Origin of the sequence: Halocatena salina, from assembly GCF_023115355.1 — an archaeon.
Classification (GTDB): Archaea; Halobacteriota; Halobacteria; order Halobacteriales; family Haloarculaceae; genus Halocatena; species Halocatena salina.
On record NZ_CP096021.1, the window covers coordinates 35778 to 50914 of the forward strand.

At 54.7% G+C, this 15137-nt stretch carries 16 protein-coding genes and 2 pseudogenes; 6 read left to right on the forward strand and 12 right to left on the reverse strand.

The features are described from left to right. Positions 1 to 271 precede the first annotated feature (271 nt). From MW046_RS15365 to MW046_RS15385, 5 genes are all read right to left on the reverse strand, one after another. Positions 272 to 1810 (reverse strand): ABC transporter permease, encoded by a 1539-nt coding sequence (locus tag MW046_RS15365; protein ID WP_247995431.1) that lies wholly within the window; start codon positions 1808 to 1810, stop codon positions 272 to 274. 299 nt (positions 1811 to 2109) lie between these two features. Further along, a complete protein-coding gene (locus MW046_RS15370) occupies positions 2110 to 3078 on the reverse strand; it encodes an aldo/keto reductase (RefSeq protein ID WP_247995432.1) in 969 nt (322 codons plus the stop codon). Between the two features lie 578 nt (positions 3079 to 3656). Then, entirely contained in the window at positions 3657 to 4160 is a 504-nt protein-coding gene (locus MW046_RS15375; RefSeq protein ID WP_247995433.1) for a hypothetical protein, read from the reverse strand. After that, positions 4157 to 4936 (reverse strand): ABC transporter permease subunit, encoded by a 780-nt coding sequence (locus MW046_RS15380; RefSeq protein ID WP_247995434.1) that lies wholly within the window; start codon positions 4934 to 4936, stop codon positions 4157 to 4159. Before MW046_RS15380 ends, MW046_RS15375 begins: the two co-directional genes overlap by 4 nt. Beyond that, positions 4933 to 5886, reverse strand: a complete 954-nt coding sequence (locus MW046_RS15385; RefSeq protein ID WP_247995435.1) for an ABC transporter ATP-binding protein — start codon at positions 5884 to 5886, stop codon at positions 4933 to 4935. Before MW046_RS15385 ends, MW046_RS15380 begins: the two co-directional genes overlap by 4 nt. A gap of 278 nt (positions 5887 to 6164) precedes the next feature. Between MW046_RS15385 and MW046_RS15390 the strand changes: the two genes are divergently transcribed. Then, positions 6165 to 6893, forward strand: coding sequence for a hypothetical protein (locus MW046_RS15390; RefSeq protein WP_247995436.1), 729 nt, complete (start codon positions 6165 to 6167; stop codon positions 6891 to 6893). A 146-nt stretch (positions 6894 to 7039) separates the two neighbouring features. Here the strand turns inward: MW046_RS15390 and MW046_RS15395 are convergent, their stop codons facing one another. From MW046_RS15395 to MW046_RS15405, 3 genes are all read right to left on the reverse strand, one after another. Further along, positions 7040 to 7375 (reverse strand): hypothetical protein, encoded by a 336-nt coding sequence (locus MW046_RS15395; protein ID WP_247995437.1) that lies wholly within the window; start codon positions 7373 to 7375, stop codon positions 7040 to 7042. A gap of 143 nt (positions 7376 to 7518) precedes the next feature. Continuing rightward, on the reverse strand, positions 7519 to 7734 hold the full coding sequence (locus tag MW046_RS15400) for a hypothetical protein (RefSeq protein ID WP_247995438.1): 216 nt from the start codon (positions 7732 to 7734) through the stop codon (positions 7519 to 7521). Between the two features lie 168 nt (positions 7735 to 7902). After that, positions 7903 to 8724: a twin-arginine translocation signal domain-containing protein gene (locus MW046_RS15405; RefSeq protein WP_247995439.1), complete on the reverse strand. Its 822-nt coding sequence runs from the start codon at positions 8722 to 8724 to the stop codon at positions 7903 to 7905. A gap of 401 nt (positions 8725 to 9125) precedes the next feature. On the opposite strand from MW046_RS15405, the gene MW046_RS15410 reads away from it, so the two are divergent. From MW046_RS15410 to MW046_RS15420, 3 genes are read left to right on the forward strand one after another with little or no spacing between them, the layout of a single operon-like run. Beyond that, positions 9126 to 9314, forward strand: coding sequence for a hypothetical protein (locus MW046_RS15410; protein ID WP_247995440.1), 189 nt, complete (start codon positions 9126 to 9128; stop codon positions 9312 to 9314). After that, on the forward strand, positions 9311 to 9736 hold the full coding sequence (locus MW046_RS15415; RefSeq protein ID WP_247995441.1) for a luciferase domain-containing protein: 426 nt from the start codon (positions 9311 to 9313) through the stop codon (positions 9734 to 9736). The genes MW046_RS15410 and MW046_RS15415 overlap by 4 nt, the downstream gene beginning before the upstream one ends. Next, positions 9733 to 10971: an MFS transporter gene (locus MW046_RS15420; RefSeq protein ID WP_247995442.1), complete on the forward strand. Its 1239-nt coding sequence runs from the start codon at positions 9733 to 9735 to the stop codon at positions 10969 to 10971. Before MW046_RS15415 ends, MW046_RS15420 begins: the two co-directional genes overlap by 4 nt. A gap of 66 nt (positions 10972 to 11037) precedes the next feature. Here MW046_RS15420 and MW046_RS15425 read toward each other — a convergent pair. From MW046_RS15425 to MW046_RS15435, 3 genes and pseudogenes are all read right to left on the reverse strand, one after another. Next, positions 11038 to 12209 (reverse strand): annotated as a pseudogene (locus MW046_RS15425) (IS701 family transposase). Positions 12210 to 12462: 253 nt separating this feature from the next. Beyond that, positions 12463 to 13038, reverse strand: coding sequence for a dihydrofolate reductase family protein (locus tag MW046_RS15430; RefSeq protein WP_247995443.1), 576 nt, complete (start codon positions 13036 to 13038; stop codon positions 12463 to 12465). Between the two features lie 14 nt (positions 13039 to 13052). Next, entirely contained in the window at positions 13053 to 13487 is a 435-nt protein-coding gene (locus MW046_RS15435; RefSeq protein WP_247995444.1) for a class I SAM-dependent methyltransferase, read from the reverse strand. Positions 13488 to 13769: 282 nt separating this feature from the next. Here MW046_RS15435 and MW046_RS15440 point away from each other — a divergent pair, with 282 nt between their 5' ends. Both MW046_RS15440 and MW046_RS15445 read left to right on the forward strand, forming a co-directional pair. Beyond that, positions 13770 to 13994: an alpha/beta fold hydrolase gene (locus MW046_RS15440; protein WP_247995445.1), complete on the forward strand. Its 225-nt coding sequence runs from the start codon at positions 13770 to 13772 to the stop codon at positions 13992 to 13994. After that, on the forward strand, positions 13991 to 14272 hold the full coding sequence (locus tag MW046_RS15445; RefSeq protein ID WP_247995446.1) for an alpha/beta hydrolase: 282 nt from the start codon (positions 13991 to 13993) through the stop codon (positions 14270 to 14272). The genes MW046_RS15440 and MW046_RS15445 overlap by 4 nt, the downstream gene beginning before the upstream one ends. A 146-nt stretch (positions 14273 to 14418) precedes the next feature. On the opposite strand, the pseudogene MW046_RS15450 reads toward MW046_RS15445, so the two are convergent. Further along, a pseudogene (locus tag MW046_RS15450) lies at positions 14419 to 15051 on the reverse strand (FAD-dependent oxidoreductase); the annotation flags it as partial. Positions 15052 to 15137: the final 86 nt, after the last annotated feature.

Genomic DNA, 15137 nt, shown 5'->3' on the forward strand with positions numbered 1-15137 from the left:
GGGACGTCACGTCCGAGGCATGTGAACCCGTCGGTCGCGTCTATGCTCGACGAGTTGATCACTAGGCTGGATCTTCTCAGAGTAGAATCTACAGCGGAATTGATTCTGGTATCCCTGGACTTGATAACACGATATTTTGTTGAATCATTGAACAGATCCGTCGAACAATGAAGATGGTTGGAAAGCGGCTAACGGCATCGGACGTAATCTGTACATCCTGATGGATGAACTATTCGGCCACACGTGGCGTCAGTCGCTTGTCGTCAGCCGATCAGTTCGAGGTCGTATTGTTTTGGATGATTTGAACGGATTCGTTGTCATGGATAGTCATGGTTCCGATGACCGTCCCATTTGGTGCAACACGCTTTACGATCATCGATGGAGAAGCGGTTGACTCAGAGGTGTTCTGTCCTCTCGTTTGGTTAGTTGGGACATCGGTGTTTTCGAGGAAGTTCGTCACTGCAGCAGTTGATTCGACCTCCTGTACGTCACTCGTTTGGGCATTGACGAACGCAATGTAGGAGAGTCCGCTGTTATCAGTCGGGACGACCCGCACCTGCCAGTAGAGTTGTTCGTCGATGACGACGGGGAGAGGTTCAGATGGCGTAAATCGGTCCCAGTCCGTCGTTCGGGCGGCTTGGCGGACATAATCGGTCGCCTTCCGTGGTCCAAACATCGATCCGTTCGGCGTATATCGATGATACTGGCCCGTGCGGGCATCGACGAGCCAAATCTCGGTGAGTCCTTGGGCATCGCCGTAGGGTTCAGCAGCCACTGCGTAGGTCGGTCCGTCGGTCGTTGACATGAGGAACGGCTGATCATTTCCATCCCCAGGGACAGGAGCGAGTTCGATCTCCTCATCATGAGAGGTGTAGGTGTTGAGGATGCCGTTGCGGTACTTTGTCGCGGTGACCCGTTCGCGAGTTAGCTCGAACGGATAGAGTTTTTGATCTTTCAGTGCTGGATGGTTACGGGCCTCCTCAGGCGAGAGATCAGTCGTCTCACCTGTCTCATCGACGAGCATCACGCCACCCCATTTGGGTGTCGTGTGCGGTAGGGGTGTCCAGTGGAACTGGGGTTTCGTATAAGGGACAGCGATGTATTGGTTGTCCTCGTGAAGGACCATGAACGGATCTGCATAATCAGCGAGGTATTGCTCGTGTTTGAGGAGTTGCCATCGATAATTGTTGTAAAAAGCCGTCCCGATGCCTTTCTTGAGATCTCCCGTGGTCGTCGATACTGCTGCGTTCTGGCTGCTCATATCGATCATGACCGTCCCGTGTTGCTGTCTCGTCAGCTGATTCCAGGTCCCATCCGGTGAAAGTGCATACGACCAGTGGGGTGTCCCGTTGTGGATGGTAATGTCTCCATCAGAGGTCTGGTATTTGGGAAAGTCCAGCGTGTTCGAAGCATAGCGATCGGCGACACTTTCGGGAAGGATACGGGGCTGGGTTGGATCCGTGTTGTGGAGTTGATCGATCGATTGGCTGTCGGCCATCGTCGCTTGCCCGAGGGTATTGGCGGCGAACGTGCCGGAAACGGTGGACAAAGCGAAGAGGCCAATGATACAGATGACAGTTATCGATGATGTCGACCCGCTTCCGACCTTGGCTCTGATGGTCACTCCGAACCCGAGACAGAGGGGGATCCCGATCCAGAGGAGGGGCGTTGTATACACCCAGTACACGATCCCATGGAGCCAGGGACGGATGAACCAGATACCTCCACTAAGGAGCAACACAAACCCCATGCCAATGAACAGTGCTATGCTAGATGCACTGCCTGAACCATCAGTTTGATCGGAAGACATCTAGGAACACCTCCTCATAGTATGTGATTGGACGACCTGTCTTTCGGTAACCGAACGAACGAATATTGTTTCCATAGTTCCGCACGTATGTGAATACCAAATGAATCGAGCGCTACATCCGTTTCGATTGATGCGTCACTCGGCTTCTCTACTAGTTCCGACGAAGACTGCTCACTCAACAAGTGAGTGCAAACGTCAAACATCACTACCGTTTTCGACAGTAATGTGTTCACTAACAGCTGTTCGATCGAACGATGATGAACCTAGCATTGCTAACAAATTATGAATTTTGTGGTGTGCTATTCGTGTCCGAGGACGGCTATCGGCTCGTACGGTTCTTCGAGGTATTCGACATCGCTGTCGGAGAGATCAATCTCGATAGCTTCGACCGCTTCCTCCAAGTGCTCGACGCTCGATGTTCCATAAATGGGCGCGGTCACACCGTCTTTGTGGAGCAGCCATGCCAGGCTGATCTGGCTCATCGTGGCATCCATTTCGTCGGCAATCTCTCGAACGCGCTCGTTGATCTCCCTGCTTTGTGGGGAGCCGTACCGATCTGAGGTCATCTCACGCATTTTATCGCTCTCTTCGTGTGGGCGGGCGAGGTAGCCACCAGCGAGCGGACTCCACGGAATGACGCCAACGTTCTCTTGCTTGCAGTACGGCAACATCTCGCGCTCTTCCTCGCGGTAGACGAGATTATAGTGGTTTTGCATTGTCACAAAGCGGCCGAGATTCATCTGACAGCTCGTGTGGAGCGCCGTTGCAAACTGGTATGTCCACATCGAACTCGCACCGAGGTAGCGGACCTGATTGCGACGAACAGCATCGTCGAGGACCCCCATTGTCGTCTCGATCGGCGTATCGTCATCCCAGCGGTGGATCTGGTAGAGATCGATGGTGTCCATGCCGAGCCGATTCAGGCTGTTCTCCAACTCCTGCTCGATAGTCTTTCGGGAGAGTCCTCCCGAATTCGGGTCATTCTCGCGCATCTGGCCCCAGACCTTCGTAGCGACCACCTGCTCGTCACGGTCGTATTCAGCGAGTGCCTCGCCAAGGATGCGTTCAGAGTCGCCGTAGGAGTAGATGTTTGCCGTATCGAAGAAGTTGATCCCGAGCTCGATCGCGCGATCGATGACTTTCGTCGATTGCTCTTTCCCGACAGTCCAATCGAACATGTCACCTCTCCCCGGACCACCAAAACTCATACAGCCGAGACATATCTTGCTTACCGTCATCCCAGTGTTACCGAGTGTTGTGTATTCCACTTGAAAAGAAAGGTCGACCAACGTAATAACTCCTTTCCTGACTTATACTCACGGACGTGGGTCCGTAAAGACATCTGGCATTTTGACGATGTTGAGCGCAGCAAGCGCAGTATCACTAGTTTCTCCCAATTTCACAGAATAAAGAGGCAGTGGGAGGGAGTAAGAGAGACATTGTAAATGAGAGAAGCGACAGCAGCTCCAGAGAAAAAAGGGGATGATACCATCCTCTAGTTCGAATGCGCTCTTCGAAGCCCGCTAGAAGTTCAATGGCAGCGCTTTCCATCGCCCTGAGCGCAGTCGCCACCCGATCGTCGCTAGTTCGACGTCGACATTGAGCGCGAGGCGGGCATCGTCCGCGAGAGTACGTGAGAGGGGCTGAGAGCTGCTGTCGAGCGTCTGTATGACCCGGCACGTACGTTCACCATTACAGATACGATTCCGGAACCAATCGATTCGGTACAGTAAGTGGGCGGAGGCCAGTGGGCTACACCGTGGTTCGGCGGGCTAGGGGGAGTGATGTGGGTATACTCTTTTGTATCGCCCGAAAACGCTGTTGTCTCTTTAGCTCGGGCTAGCCGTCAGTCTTCGGCAGTGAGGCCGAAGTATCCAGCGAGTGTCCCAAAGCCAATGGCCCCAAGGAGTGATCCCAGCCGCAGTCCGAACGCCTGCAAGGATGGCTTCGGTGTGAATCGATGAAGCTTCGTTTCATAGTAGTGCCCGTCTTTGTGGACGTAAACGGTTGTTGCGTCGCCCTTTGATCTAGTAGGAATGAGCGTGGCCCACGGCTCGGGCGCTTCGTCCAAGGGAACGGTTGGGCCGTTCTCTATCAGGATACCGTTCCAGGTGGCGTTGTAGCCACTCTCGAACAAGCGCTGGGCAGGTACCGAGAGGTTCTGGTAATGCACTGTTGGTACGTCTCCGACCTGTTTTTTCTCCGTCTCAATAGCGGACTGGTTAACAGGTTCCTGATGGACACCCATCTCTATGTGAGCGTCGTAGTTCGGGACCGGAGAGACGAGCGGGGCCCCAAACAGTGGGACAGCGATGAGTACCGCAATAACGGCGCGGTGGCGACGGTTCATGCCAGATCACCTCGCTGGAACCGGAGATATGCCACCCCGAGTGGCACAAGGAGCCAGCCAGCCAGAATCACGCCCCCAAACCATCCCTTCAGATAGAACGGGATCGTGTCAAGCGCAGTCGCGTCGATGTGAACGAACGCGAATTTCGGATTGAACCGCGTGATGAGATAGTACCAGGGTGGAAGGGTTTGAGACGTGAACAGGAACGTTTTGATCACCGCGAGCACCGAATCCCAGACGAACGCAAACAGGAATGCAAGCCACACTGCGCCCCACGTCGCCATGGTCGTAGAGCGAACCGCCGCTGAAAACGCGATCGCGACCGCAACGAAGACCACCCCGAGCACCAGTATTTTGCCGCCGAGGCGCGCATAGGCCATGACCGACGGCGACGTCTCAACCAGCACGGCGTAGTGGGCACCGACAACGGCGAACGCGATGCCCACTGTTACCGCGACGACGGCTGCTCGACCGAGTAGTTTGCCGATGACGACATCGCGGCGCGTGTGGGGCTGTGCGAGCAGGAACTGCAAACTGCCTGACTCGCGCTCACCCACGATCACATTGTACCCTAGGAGCGTTCCCACGACCGCGACGACGCTGGCTACGGCCCGGTACAGGTCAGCCACCACAGCGGGCTCGGCTGGAGTGACCATCGCAAATTTGTAATACGTATAGAAGGCCAGAAACGCCGTGAACAGGCTCGTCACGAGCAACAGCAGCCGTGATCTGATGGCGTCTTGGAACTCTTTTTTCGCGACTAGTAGCGTACTCATTGGATAGCTTCCTCGCTAGACCGATCGTGGGTGGTCGTCGATGGGGTACCGTCCTCGGTGTAGGCTATGAAGAGGTCTTCGAGTGAGGTTTTCGTCAGGTCGAAATCCTGAACCGATGCACCGGCTGCTTCGAGTTCGTTCAGGACGGTCGTTTTCGCTGCATCCACACAGTGTACCGTCACGGTCGTGCCGGTGGCACTAGCTGTCGAGACAGCATCCAGTGCACGGAGAGCCGGAAGTGCTGACTCACGCACCTGATCAACTTCGACGGTGAGAGTCGTCTCGGCTTCGACGGTCTCGCGTAAGCCGGCAATAGTGTCCTTAGCGATAAGTGCTCCATCCTGAAGGATGCCTACGCGGTCACAGACGGCCTCGACTTGTCCGAGGATGTGACTCGAAAAGAAGATTGTCGCGCCCCGGTCGGCTTCGTCCCGGACGATTTCGCGCATCGTGTGGACGCCCTCTGGATCGAGTCCCGACGACGGCTCGTCGAGAATCAACAGGTCGGGCTGACCGACGAGGGCGGTCCCCAACATGAGCCGTTGGGCCATTCCTTTCGAGTACCTACCAGCCCTTCGGTCGACCGCGTCCTGGATGCCGACGCGCTCGGCAATCGCCTCCGGATCGTCGTTCGCTCCAGTCGAGTCGATGACGAACTGGAGGTGCTGGCGACCAGTCAGGCGATCGTACACATCGAATCCCTCGGGCAGGACGCCTGTGCGCTGACAGATAGCCTGTGATTCGGTTTGGGCGTCGTAGCCGAACACAGATATCTGTCCTTCGGTGGGTCGGATATAATCGAGCAAACAATTAATGACAGTCGATTTGCCCGCGCCGTTCGGACCGAGAAAGCCGAACACGGTGCCGTCCTCAACGACGAGATCGAGATCGTCGACGGCAGTCACACCGCCGTACTGCTTCGTCACTCCTTTCAGTTCGATTGCAGTCATCCAACCGGTTGTGCCGATGGCACTGTATTAAAGGGATAAGACTGTTTCCACCATATATCGTCAATATACTGCCGTACACCACCGATTTGGCCTAATCTGCGTAGTGGGATTGGCAGTATAGCGTTGCAGACCGCTGAGTTCCGGTATACGGGCTTGTGGATCGAGAGATACGCATCGGTATAGCGCGGTATACTGCGGATGTAGAGTGGTATACCACAGTATACCGTCTTCCGACGAGTAGACAGAGGTATATATCCTATCATGAATAGAATTGCTGTATGGATGAGAGATCGGCCTCGCTGCTCACAAAAACACAGCGACAACGGCTTCAAAATGAGTTCGAGAATGTTGACACCGACGCGAAACAGCGTGATCAACGGCTGATTCGACAACGAATTCAGGCAGGGGTGTTCGATTTCCGACTGCTCGCCAGCTATCCCGACAGGCAATACGACTTGGCATTTAATGACGTCACTGAAGAGGAGTTGCGGTTGGCGTTGGCAGACACCTACTTGGCTGTCGAACGGCTTCGTGTGTTGCAGCAGTATGATCGGGACCAACTGCTACGGGAGGCACGGAACCGTGCTGAGACAGTCTCCGCACAAACAGATGATGTGCGGTCCCTCGACCGACTCGCTCTGCAGACGGAGTCCGAAATACGCCAGCAAACTGAGGAACGACTCGGCGTGAGTCGCTGGGTGCGACGGGCGAGAACCGGCATCATCCTTGGCGGCTGCGGGCTGTTCGTTTCTGCCGTATCATATACTCTTCTCGGTGGGTTCGTCGGAAGACTCTCAGCAGTTCCCGGGCTTATGTTTGGTGGAGGCGCAGTGGTGGCTGGATTGCTCGTTGGTCTCAGCGCGATGATGATTGTTGGTCACGAGTTGCTCGCGATTCTCACTGCTGGCAAGGCGCTTGTAAACCAAATCCGGGCGTGGTGGCAGACGATCCAGCAGCGGGTGCGAACGGTTCGGATCTGGCTTGTGAACGACGATCGGTCGGCGTGAGAAGCGTTGGGGATCCATTGAGGAGCGACGGCAGCCTGCACGGACGACACGGCTTCCCTGCCACTCGATAAATCGAAAAATCGCATCGACACTTCGGCTCGCAGTAGGGCCGGAGCTACCGCTATAGTTGCTCGTATTATCAGACATCATAATGGACTGTCATCATCTCTCTGGAAGATCGCTAGTTTCGACGTCGACATCGAGCGCGAGGCGGGCATCGTCCGCGAGAGTACGTGAGAGGTTCCGAGAGTTGATGCCAGCAGTCCAGACAACGCTGTACAGACATCGATGAACTCGGCGGCGACCGTCGTTCGGCGAGCCAACCGAGAGAGTTCTCGCTCATACATGTAATCGTACTGCCGTCTTTCACGGCTGCAAGCAACGCTTGGCAGTCTTCCCGATCCCATCGGAGCCTGAGCCGAACTCAGAGTAGACATCGAGATCGTCCACACCTGCGTCTTCGAGGCGTTCCCGACAGTCATACCACTGGTGAGAGACGGATCTTAGAGCGCGTCCGCTTGTCTTCCCATACTAGTTCAGTCACAGTGAGCTCATCGGACGAAGTGGACATGCCGTACACTGTGGATCGGTAATCGTATTGAGAACAGTGATGTAAACTGTATTATCAATCTGGTATTCCCGCGAAGTAAAAGACAAGCGCGACCCCAGTCGCACTCCCTGCAGCGGTCAGTGCTGCGTTGAGGAAGGTGTTTCTCGGGAGCACGAGGCCGATGAGAACGCCAGCGCTGAATGCAATGACCCACGCCAAAAGCGCGTACTGAAGCGATGAGAGTTTCCGAACCCAGTTATCAATTCTGTTGTAGATTGGTTTGATCTGCATAATGCCTAGTAACTGTTGTGAGGTTCACTCGAATATATAGTCGTGATATCTATCAGTTGTTTCTCCTGCCGCATTCGCTGGAAATGAACCCGTTCGAAAACTTCTGGTGGCAGCAGAGAGATGATCGGCTTTTTATTACCCTATCGAATCTTCCTATCTGGATTAAGTTCACCAGAAACAATTATAACACATACCGCATGACCCGATGCCAAGATTGGTGAAAAAGGCACACGCAATACAGCCACCTAATCCAACGCCGGTCATCGCTGCTGCACATGTCGAAACACAAAATCCTTTACTCACAACGGCTCCGGCACAGCTCGTACACGTATACACACAAGATCCCTCAGTTGATGCCACCGGTTCAACAGAGGCTGCTGAAAGGTCGCCACCAGTTGCATCAACATGGTATCGTTGGACATTGGCCGTGTCCTCGTTCACCGTTCCGGCAGCTACTTTGAATCCGCTACTGTTATGCGTATAAACCGCGGAGATGACGTCCTCTTCGACAGCGTGTTCTAACTGCTCTAGTTCGGTATCGGTTGCCATTCGAGCAATCGTAATCGACGATTCATCACTAACAAGAAACGTGGTGCTTTCAGCTGGAATAGGTCTGAATTCGGCTGGAAGCTTCTGTCGGAGTTCCGGTGTCTGTGCGAGATTCAGTTCGAGTTTCGCTTCAACAGAATTCCCGATTTCGGTATTGGTCAGTGTCCCGAGGTTAGTCTGGAACTCGGTGTGGGTGATCGTTCTTCCATCAAGTTCTCGTTGTTTCACGACAGCCTCCTCGACCGACAATGTGCCGACCACATCCTCAATTTGTTGGATATGTGTCTTATCGAGGATTTTCTCGATGTGAACATCGGATGGGTTCGGCTCCGCTGATACGCCTGCCGGAAGTCCAACCGCACCGACAACCCCTGCAGCACCGAGTTTCTTGAGCACGTTTCGTCTGTTTACAGTTCTATTATTATGTTCTGCACTCCTCATACATCAATATAAAAATTATTTTCTTATTAATGTATCGGTTTTAAATACATTATTATTGATGATTAATGGTCGGCTGCTGTAGCGGCTCTCGCGATCTAACCTGCGGCAAGGAGTTGTCCCAGACGGTGTAATCGTCGATGAGACTGTCAAGCTCGACAATCTACCGCTTCAGCTTCTTTGAACTACCGCCTGAATTCAACACCGCTAGTGATTCACTAGGATTCATCAATTCGTTATGGCTCAACAGTATCGGAGGTGAATATATTCACGCGAATTTCCACGGTGCATTCTCCCCTTTGCTCGCTCATGGTGCGATCAATCCACAGGCGAACCAGCGGCTCCCACGAACAGACGGAGAGCCACCAGTATGGAACGTTGATGCAAAGCGGAGCTGAACGCCGATGAACGCTCCCTCGCTGAACGTTCTCATCGTACAAGTGACGATCTGGGAGGGACGGAGTTCGATCCACCCTGCCCGGTATGTCATCGAACGATTCAACGAGAATGGCACCCTCATCGACGGCACGTACGAGGACTGGCTCGAGCAGTTCGTTCCGTCTGCTGTCGGTACTCCGGAGGCTGGCGTATGAATCCGATCGAATCTACCGTCAGCGCGTGGTCCGGGGTGGAAGTCGACTCGCACGACCGTGGCGTCGGGCGCGAGTTTACCCTCGATGGACGGCAGATCAGCCACGTCCACCATGGCAAACTCCTCGACATTCCATTCGACAAATGTGTCCGTGACGTCTTCATTGAGGAGAAACGAGCTGAAAAACATCACGTCACGCCCGATTTCTCCGATTCTTGGTGGATGTCCTATCGCACCCAATCGGACGAAGACGTTGGGGGAGTATTCTGGCTTCTCCGTGTCGCGTGTCTCTATCATGTGATCACGATGCAAAAACGTGAGGAACACTCTCCGGGAGACAGAGTCGATATCGATGCCGCACTCGCTGAGTCGGATATGAGCGACACGTTAGAAGACGTGTTCAACGAGGTGAGTGCCGCATGAGCGGCGAGATCACACTCTCACGCCCGAGACTTGCACAGGGAACGCTGCTGCTTGCAAGCATGCTCACCATCATGGCGGGTGCGACGATCTCTCCGGCGCTGCCCGCAATTCAGAGAGCGTTTGTGAATGCGCCGAACGCGGGAGTCCTCGTCGGGCTCGTTCTCACAATGCACGGGTTGTTCATCGCAGTTGGTTCACCCGTCATTGGCGCGCTCGCTGACCGGTACGGCCGCCGACGGTTGCTGCTTGGCTCGACAGTCGTCTACGCGCTCGCGGGTGGTTCAGGATTCGTGCTCGATTCACTGGTGGCAATTCTCGTCGGTCGAGCGGTGCTAGGGCTGGCCGTTGCGGGCGTGATGGTGACTGTGACTGCGCTGATTACCGACTACTACGAGGAGAACCACCGGGATACGATCCTCGGGCGACAGGGTGCCTTCATGTCCATTGGCGGCGTCGTCCTGTTGCCGCTCGCAGGCGTGCTCGCAGATATCGGCTGGCGGGTTCCGTTCCTCGTCTATACAGTGGCGCTGGTGCTCCTGCCGGCGATGGCGTTCGGATTGCCAGAGCCGAGCCGCCGTGAACCCACCGGGGACCGTCCAACGAGTATCAGCGACCTCCGCCAAACGCTCGCTCAGTTCCCGCTCGGAACGCTCGGTCTTATCGCTGCACTCGGGTTAGTCGGTCAGATCATCTTCTACATGACTCCTGTCCAGATTCCGTTCTATCTCGAAACGCGGACTGGGGCAAGTGGCACGGTGATCGGTGCTGCGCTGGCGGCGTCGACAGGAGCCGGTGGAGTCGCCTCGCTGCTGTATGGCCGCGTCCGTCGATCCTTGAGTGTAATCGATATCGTTGCACTCACATTTGGATTCATGAGTATCGGGTATGCCGTGATCGGCGTGAGTGGGACGGTTCCCGGTGTTGTCATTGGTCTGGCGGTCGCGGGTGCTGGCAGTGGGTTCCTCCTGACGAACCTCAACGCGTGGATTGCAGCGGTCACGCCGGAGTCCGTTCGTGGACGGGCGCTCAGTGCCCTGACGAGTGCGTTTTTCCTCGGGCAGTTTCTCTCACCGCTCGTGACCCAGCCAGTAAGCGATACTCTGGGCCTTGGAACGACGTTTGTCGGAGTCGGGGTATTGTTGGCGGGCGGAGCGATCGCGTTCGCGCTCGCAAGCGTCTCTGTCACGCCCCTTCCAACTCAGAACCCGAACCCGCCACGCAGCAACAGTCGGTAACTGACCAGCTCGACTTCTGATAGCACCATCGATCACAATCTGAGGTTTCTACTCGGCTCTGCACGTTCATAAACTCCCCTCAGAATGGGAGAAGAGGTGGTCGATCTCCTCCATCAGTCCGTCGAGATCATGGTCTGTCTGGTCGCGCACCCACGAAAACATGTTGTAGATCGTCTCTTTGAGGCCGTGTTAGAGCTGCGCTCGATTCGGGACCAAGGCGAAGGAGGCTGTAGGTCAGCATCTGACGGTGCCAGTGGCGACTGGCACCGTCAGAATCACGCACCTCGAAGCCTCCAAGGCCGAGATCCTGCTTTGAGTCCTCGAAGAACGTCTCGATTCGCCACCTGTACGAATAGCTCCGAATGAGATGGCCAGAGGGAGCGTCGATCTTGTTCGTTGCGAGGTACTTGACCGGGTTGTCTTCGTCCTCGTCAGTGACTTTCTCGGCGATTACCAGTCGTACCTCACCTAACTTCGAGATCGGTAGCGTCTTCGTCCAAATCTTGTACGTTTCTTCGTTGATCTCTCGCTCTACTTTGTCGATGCGCTGGAAGAGCGCATCGACGCGCATCTCCTCGTTATCGAAGGTCACCTGCCGGTTGCTCCGTAGTGTCCGATCCAATCCTTGCCGTAGGATTCGACGTGCTTGATCAGGTCCGAGTCGTGGGCGAACCACGAGTCGAAGAGGTAGGTGTACCTGCGGACACCTACCTCTTCTTCCAGTTCTGTGACGATCTCTCGGGAGAGATCGTACTTCGTCTCCTCGTCGTCCAGGTCTTCGTCGTCAGCTTTCTCGTACTGGCGAAATGTGAGTGGATAGGAGGTTTTGTCGTCGGTGTAGAATGCGTAGACGAGGTCCTGTCCCCAGACGGGTTCTCCTTCGGTGTGATCGTAGAACTCTCCAGCACCGGGAAGTTCCTCCCGGTTTGCTGGAACACCGAGTCGTCGATGACGATGTAACCGTCCTGTGACCAGCGTGTCTCGCCGTGTTTTTGCAACTCCTCTAATCGTTCGTGGTTGAGTTGATCTTTGTCCCAGTCGTACTCAGTGAGGAACTTGTTGAATGCTCGGTCGCCTTGGGCCGGAAGGACTTCACGTGCGATCCCGGTCACGGTCTTGCTGCTGGCCGCAGCAAGACCTATCACGTACGTTTTGGCGTGATGAGTCTGGTGATACGACAGCGAGTCGAACTCGTCCAGTGGATCGGTGCAGGACAGGAAATCCGTAATCGGAAGCATCGGCCGTCATTGCCGTCTACATCGCGTTCCGACTTAAACGTGCAGAGCCGAGTACTCATACAAATTGCTGCGTGAACACTAGGCGAAAATAAAATCTTCTTTTGAGAACATGACAAGATCGCTATACAGTGGACGATCCGACCGACCGATATAGCAATATCTGATGATGGCTAGGTAATATTGTTCATTCACTGTTTGGCGCGAAATTTGGGCCGTTGGGATAAATTTCGCGGGTGACTATGCATGACGAGACCTACCCATCCGACTTCAAATTCTCTTGAAGCGGCACTTCATAGGTCAGCACAGCAAAGACATCGCTATGCTGTTGTACATCGATCAGCTTTAGAGGTGATGATGTAATTTCGCGCGGGAAGAGCTGCGCACCCGAATCGAGCATGACGGGAGCAACGCTGAGGATAATCTCATCGAGCAGCCCCTGATCGTGGAACTGCCCGGCCAGATCGCCGCCGCCGACGAGCCAGACGTTCTTGTCACCTGCGGCTTCCGCCATTTCAGCGTGAACGGGTGCGACGTCTCCCTGCACGAAGCGAATATCTGCCCTCTTCACAACCGATAGTTCTCGGCTACTGAACACCCAGGTCGGTGTCTCATACGGCCACTTTTCGGGCTCCTCCAGCAGATTTTCGTGTTCGATGATCCACTCGTAGGTCGTCGAGCCCATGGCTATAGCGCCGACCTGCTTGATGAATCGGGGGTAATCGTCCTCCATACTCTCGATCTCTCCGAACTGGAAGAGCCAGTCGAGTGAGTTATCCTCATCGGCGAGATACCCGTTGATGCTCGTTGCCGTGTAGTATTGGGTCTTCATATTCCTAGTACAGTTCAACGATAAGACTCAAGCGAGATTTCCCGTAATGGATCTCCACCGTCTATGAACAACTGCCCATTCGGGGTCAACGCCTTTGCGATCCGTGGCAATGCACGCTCACCATCCAGCGCACCAACTCGTACAGCGAATGCGATGTCGTAACGTTGTTCGCCCGGCTCCAATTCGAGGTCTTCAGCTGAAACTTGACGCATACTCAAATGGCCAGATGCGATTTGGTCTTGTGACACATCTCTCGCCTTTCTTATCGCTTTAGGTGATAGATCAATGGCGAGCACGTGTCCATCACCAATATGACTAACAACCGCACGCGCTGCTGCGCCCGATCCACAGCCAATTTCCAGCACGCGAAGTCCCAGACGTAATGGGAGCGATTCGACGATAGCTTCAAGTCGGGGTGAGAATTTGCTTTTCTTGTTCGTGTTTGGCATGATTTTCACCTGCTATAGTATTGATAAGCTGTAAACAGTTTTATAACTGCGCCAAGTTCGGTGAAAGTGAATAGCGCCATTCTCGGTTACCTTTCCTCACTTACTAATCTCGGCAGTCTAAATTTCGGATGGAACTATGCATGACAAATCAACCTAGCCGACCTCTGCTATACTGAGTTTGTAATTTCCTGCTCGTCACGTTCTCACCGGATTCTGTATCACCTATCGTTGTAGGTAGCAACAGTTTGTGGTTAGAACCAGTATCTCCAACGGAGGTGACTGATGATGGAATACAAGGAGTGGACCGCGGCACAGGATTCGACGACCGTCTCAGTCGACGGCCACGATCTTGCGGTCGCGTACTACGACGAAGGATCGGGACACCCCGTCGTATTTCTCCATGGGATTTCGACAAACTCGTTTCTGTGGCGGGACGTGATCCCACCGATTGCAAAACATCGGCGGGTCATCGTTCCTGATATGCTCGGGTATGGATTTCGACGTTGAGTGTCGAAACAGCTTCATTTGTCGGTCATGACCTCGGGGGAGGTGTTTTCCTACGGTACGCCACTCACAATCCGAATTCAGCCGAGCAACTGGTGTTGTCGAATTCCATCGCGTACGACTCGTGGCCGATCCAGCTCATCACTGACCTCGGACTTCCAGAGATGGCTCGAGAAACCAGTGTCGAGGAACTACAGGGGACGCTCGACGACCTTTTCCGTGAGACGCTTTATGAAGACACTCCCAACGAGGCGTTTCTGACAGGGATGAAGTCACCATAGGAATCAGAGGAAGGTGTTACGTCGATCGTCCGCAACGCCGCCGCAACCAACACGAATCATACGACGGAGATCGATCCCGAGGCGGTCACTGCGGAGACACTCCTGTTATGGGGCGCCGAGGACGAATTCCAGCCGATCGGGTGGGCCGAACGCTGGAGGATCGTTACGTCGACCCCCATCCGATGAAGGATCTGGCCCCATTCGAGAGAGATATAGCCACCACCGATGATGAGAACACTCTCGGGGAGCGCACGACGCTCCAGGATCGTCTCGCTCGTCTCATAAGGGACCTCTTCAAAACCGTCAATCGGTGCGATCGATGGCGAACTCCCTGTCGCGATGAGAACGTTCCGGCCAGTGAGACACGTGCCCTCGGCTGCACCAGCAACGACTTCGAGGGTTGTCGCATCAACGAACTGCCCGTAGCCCTCGTAGACATCTGTCCCAAAATGATCGGCCACATCGACGTAATTCTCCTGTCGGAGCTGATCCACAAGACGATCTTTCTCATCGAGGGCAGCGGCCCAATCAATCGTCGGCTCATCCTCACTGTACTGGACCGCATCGAACTCCGTTCGGGTCGGTTCGAACGCAGCGTGTCCGACTGCAAGGAGGTGTTTACTCGGGACACAGCCGACGTTGACACAGGTCCCACCGAGCGGCAGCCCGGTGTTCACGATCGCCGTCGAGAGGCCGCGCTGACTCGCCCCAGTCAGTGCAGCGAAGGCGGCTGCCCCGCCGCCCAGAATCACGAGATCGTACTCCATTGTAGCAGTTATTTCAATATCTGTTTTGATATTAGAACATATGTCCCTTCCGGCTCGTTAGAGATCCGAAAGAATAGCATGAAGGGACCAAAACTCCT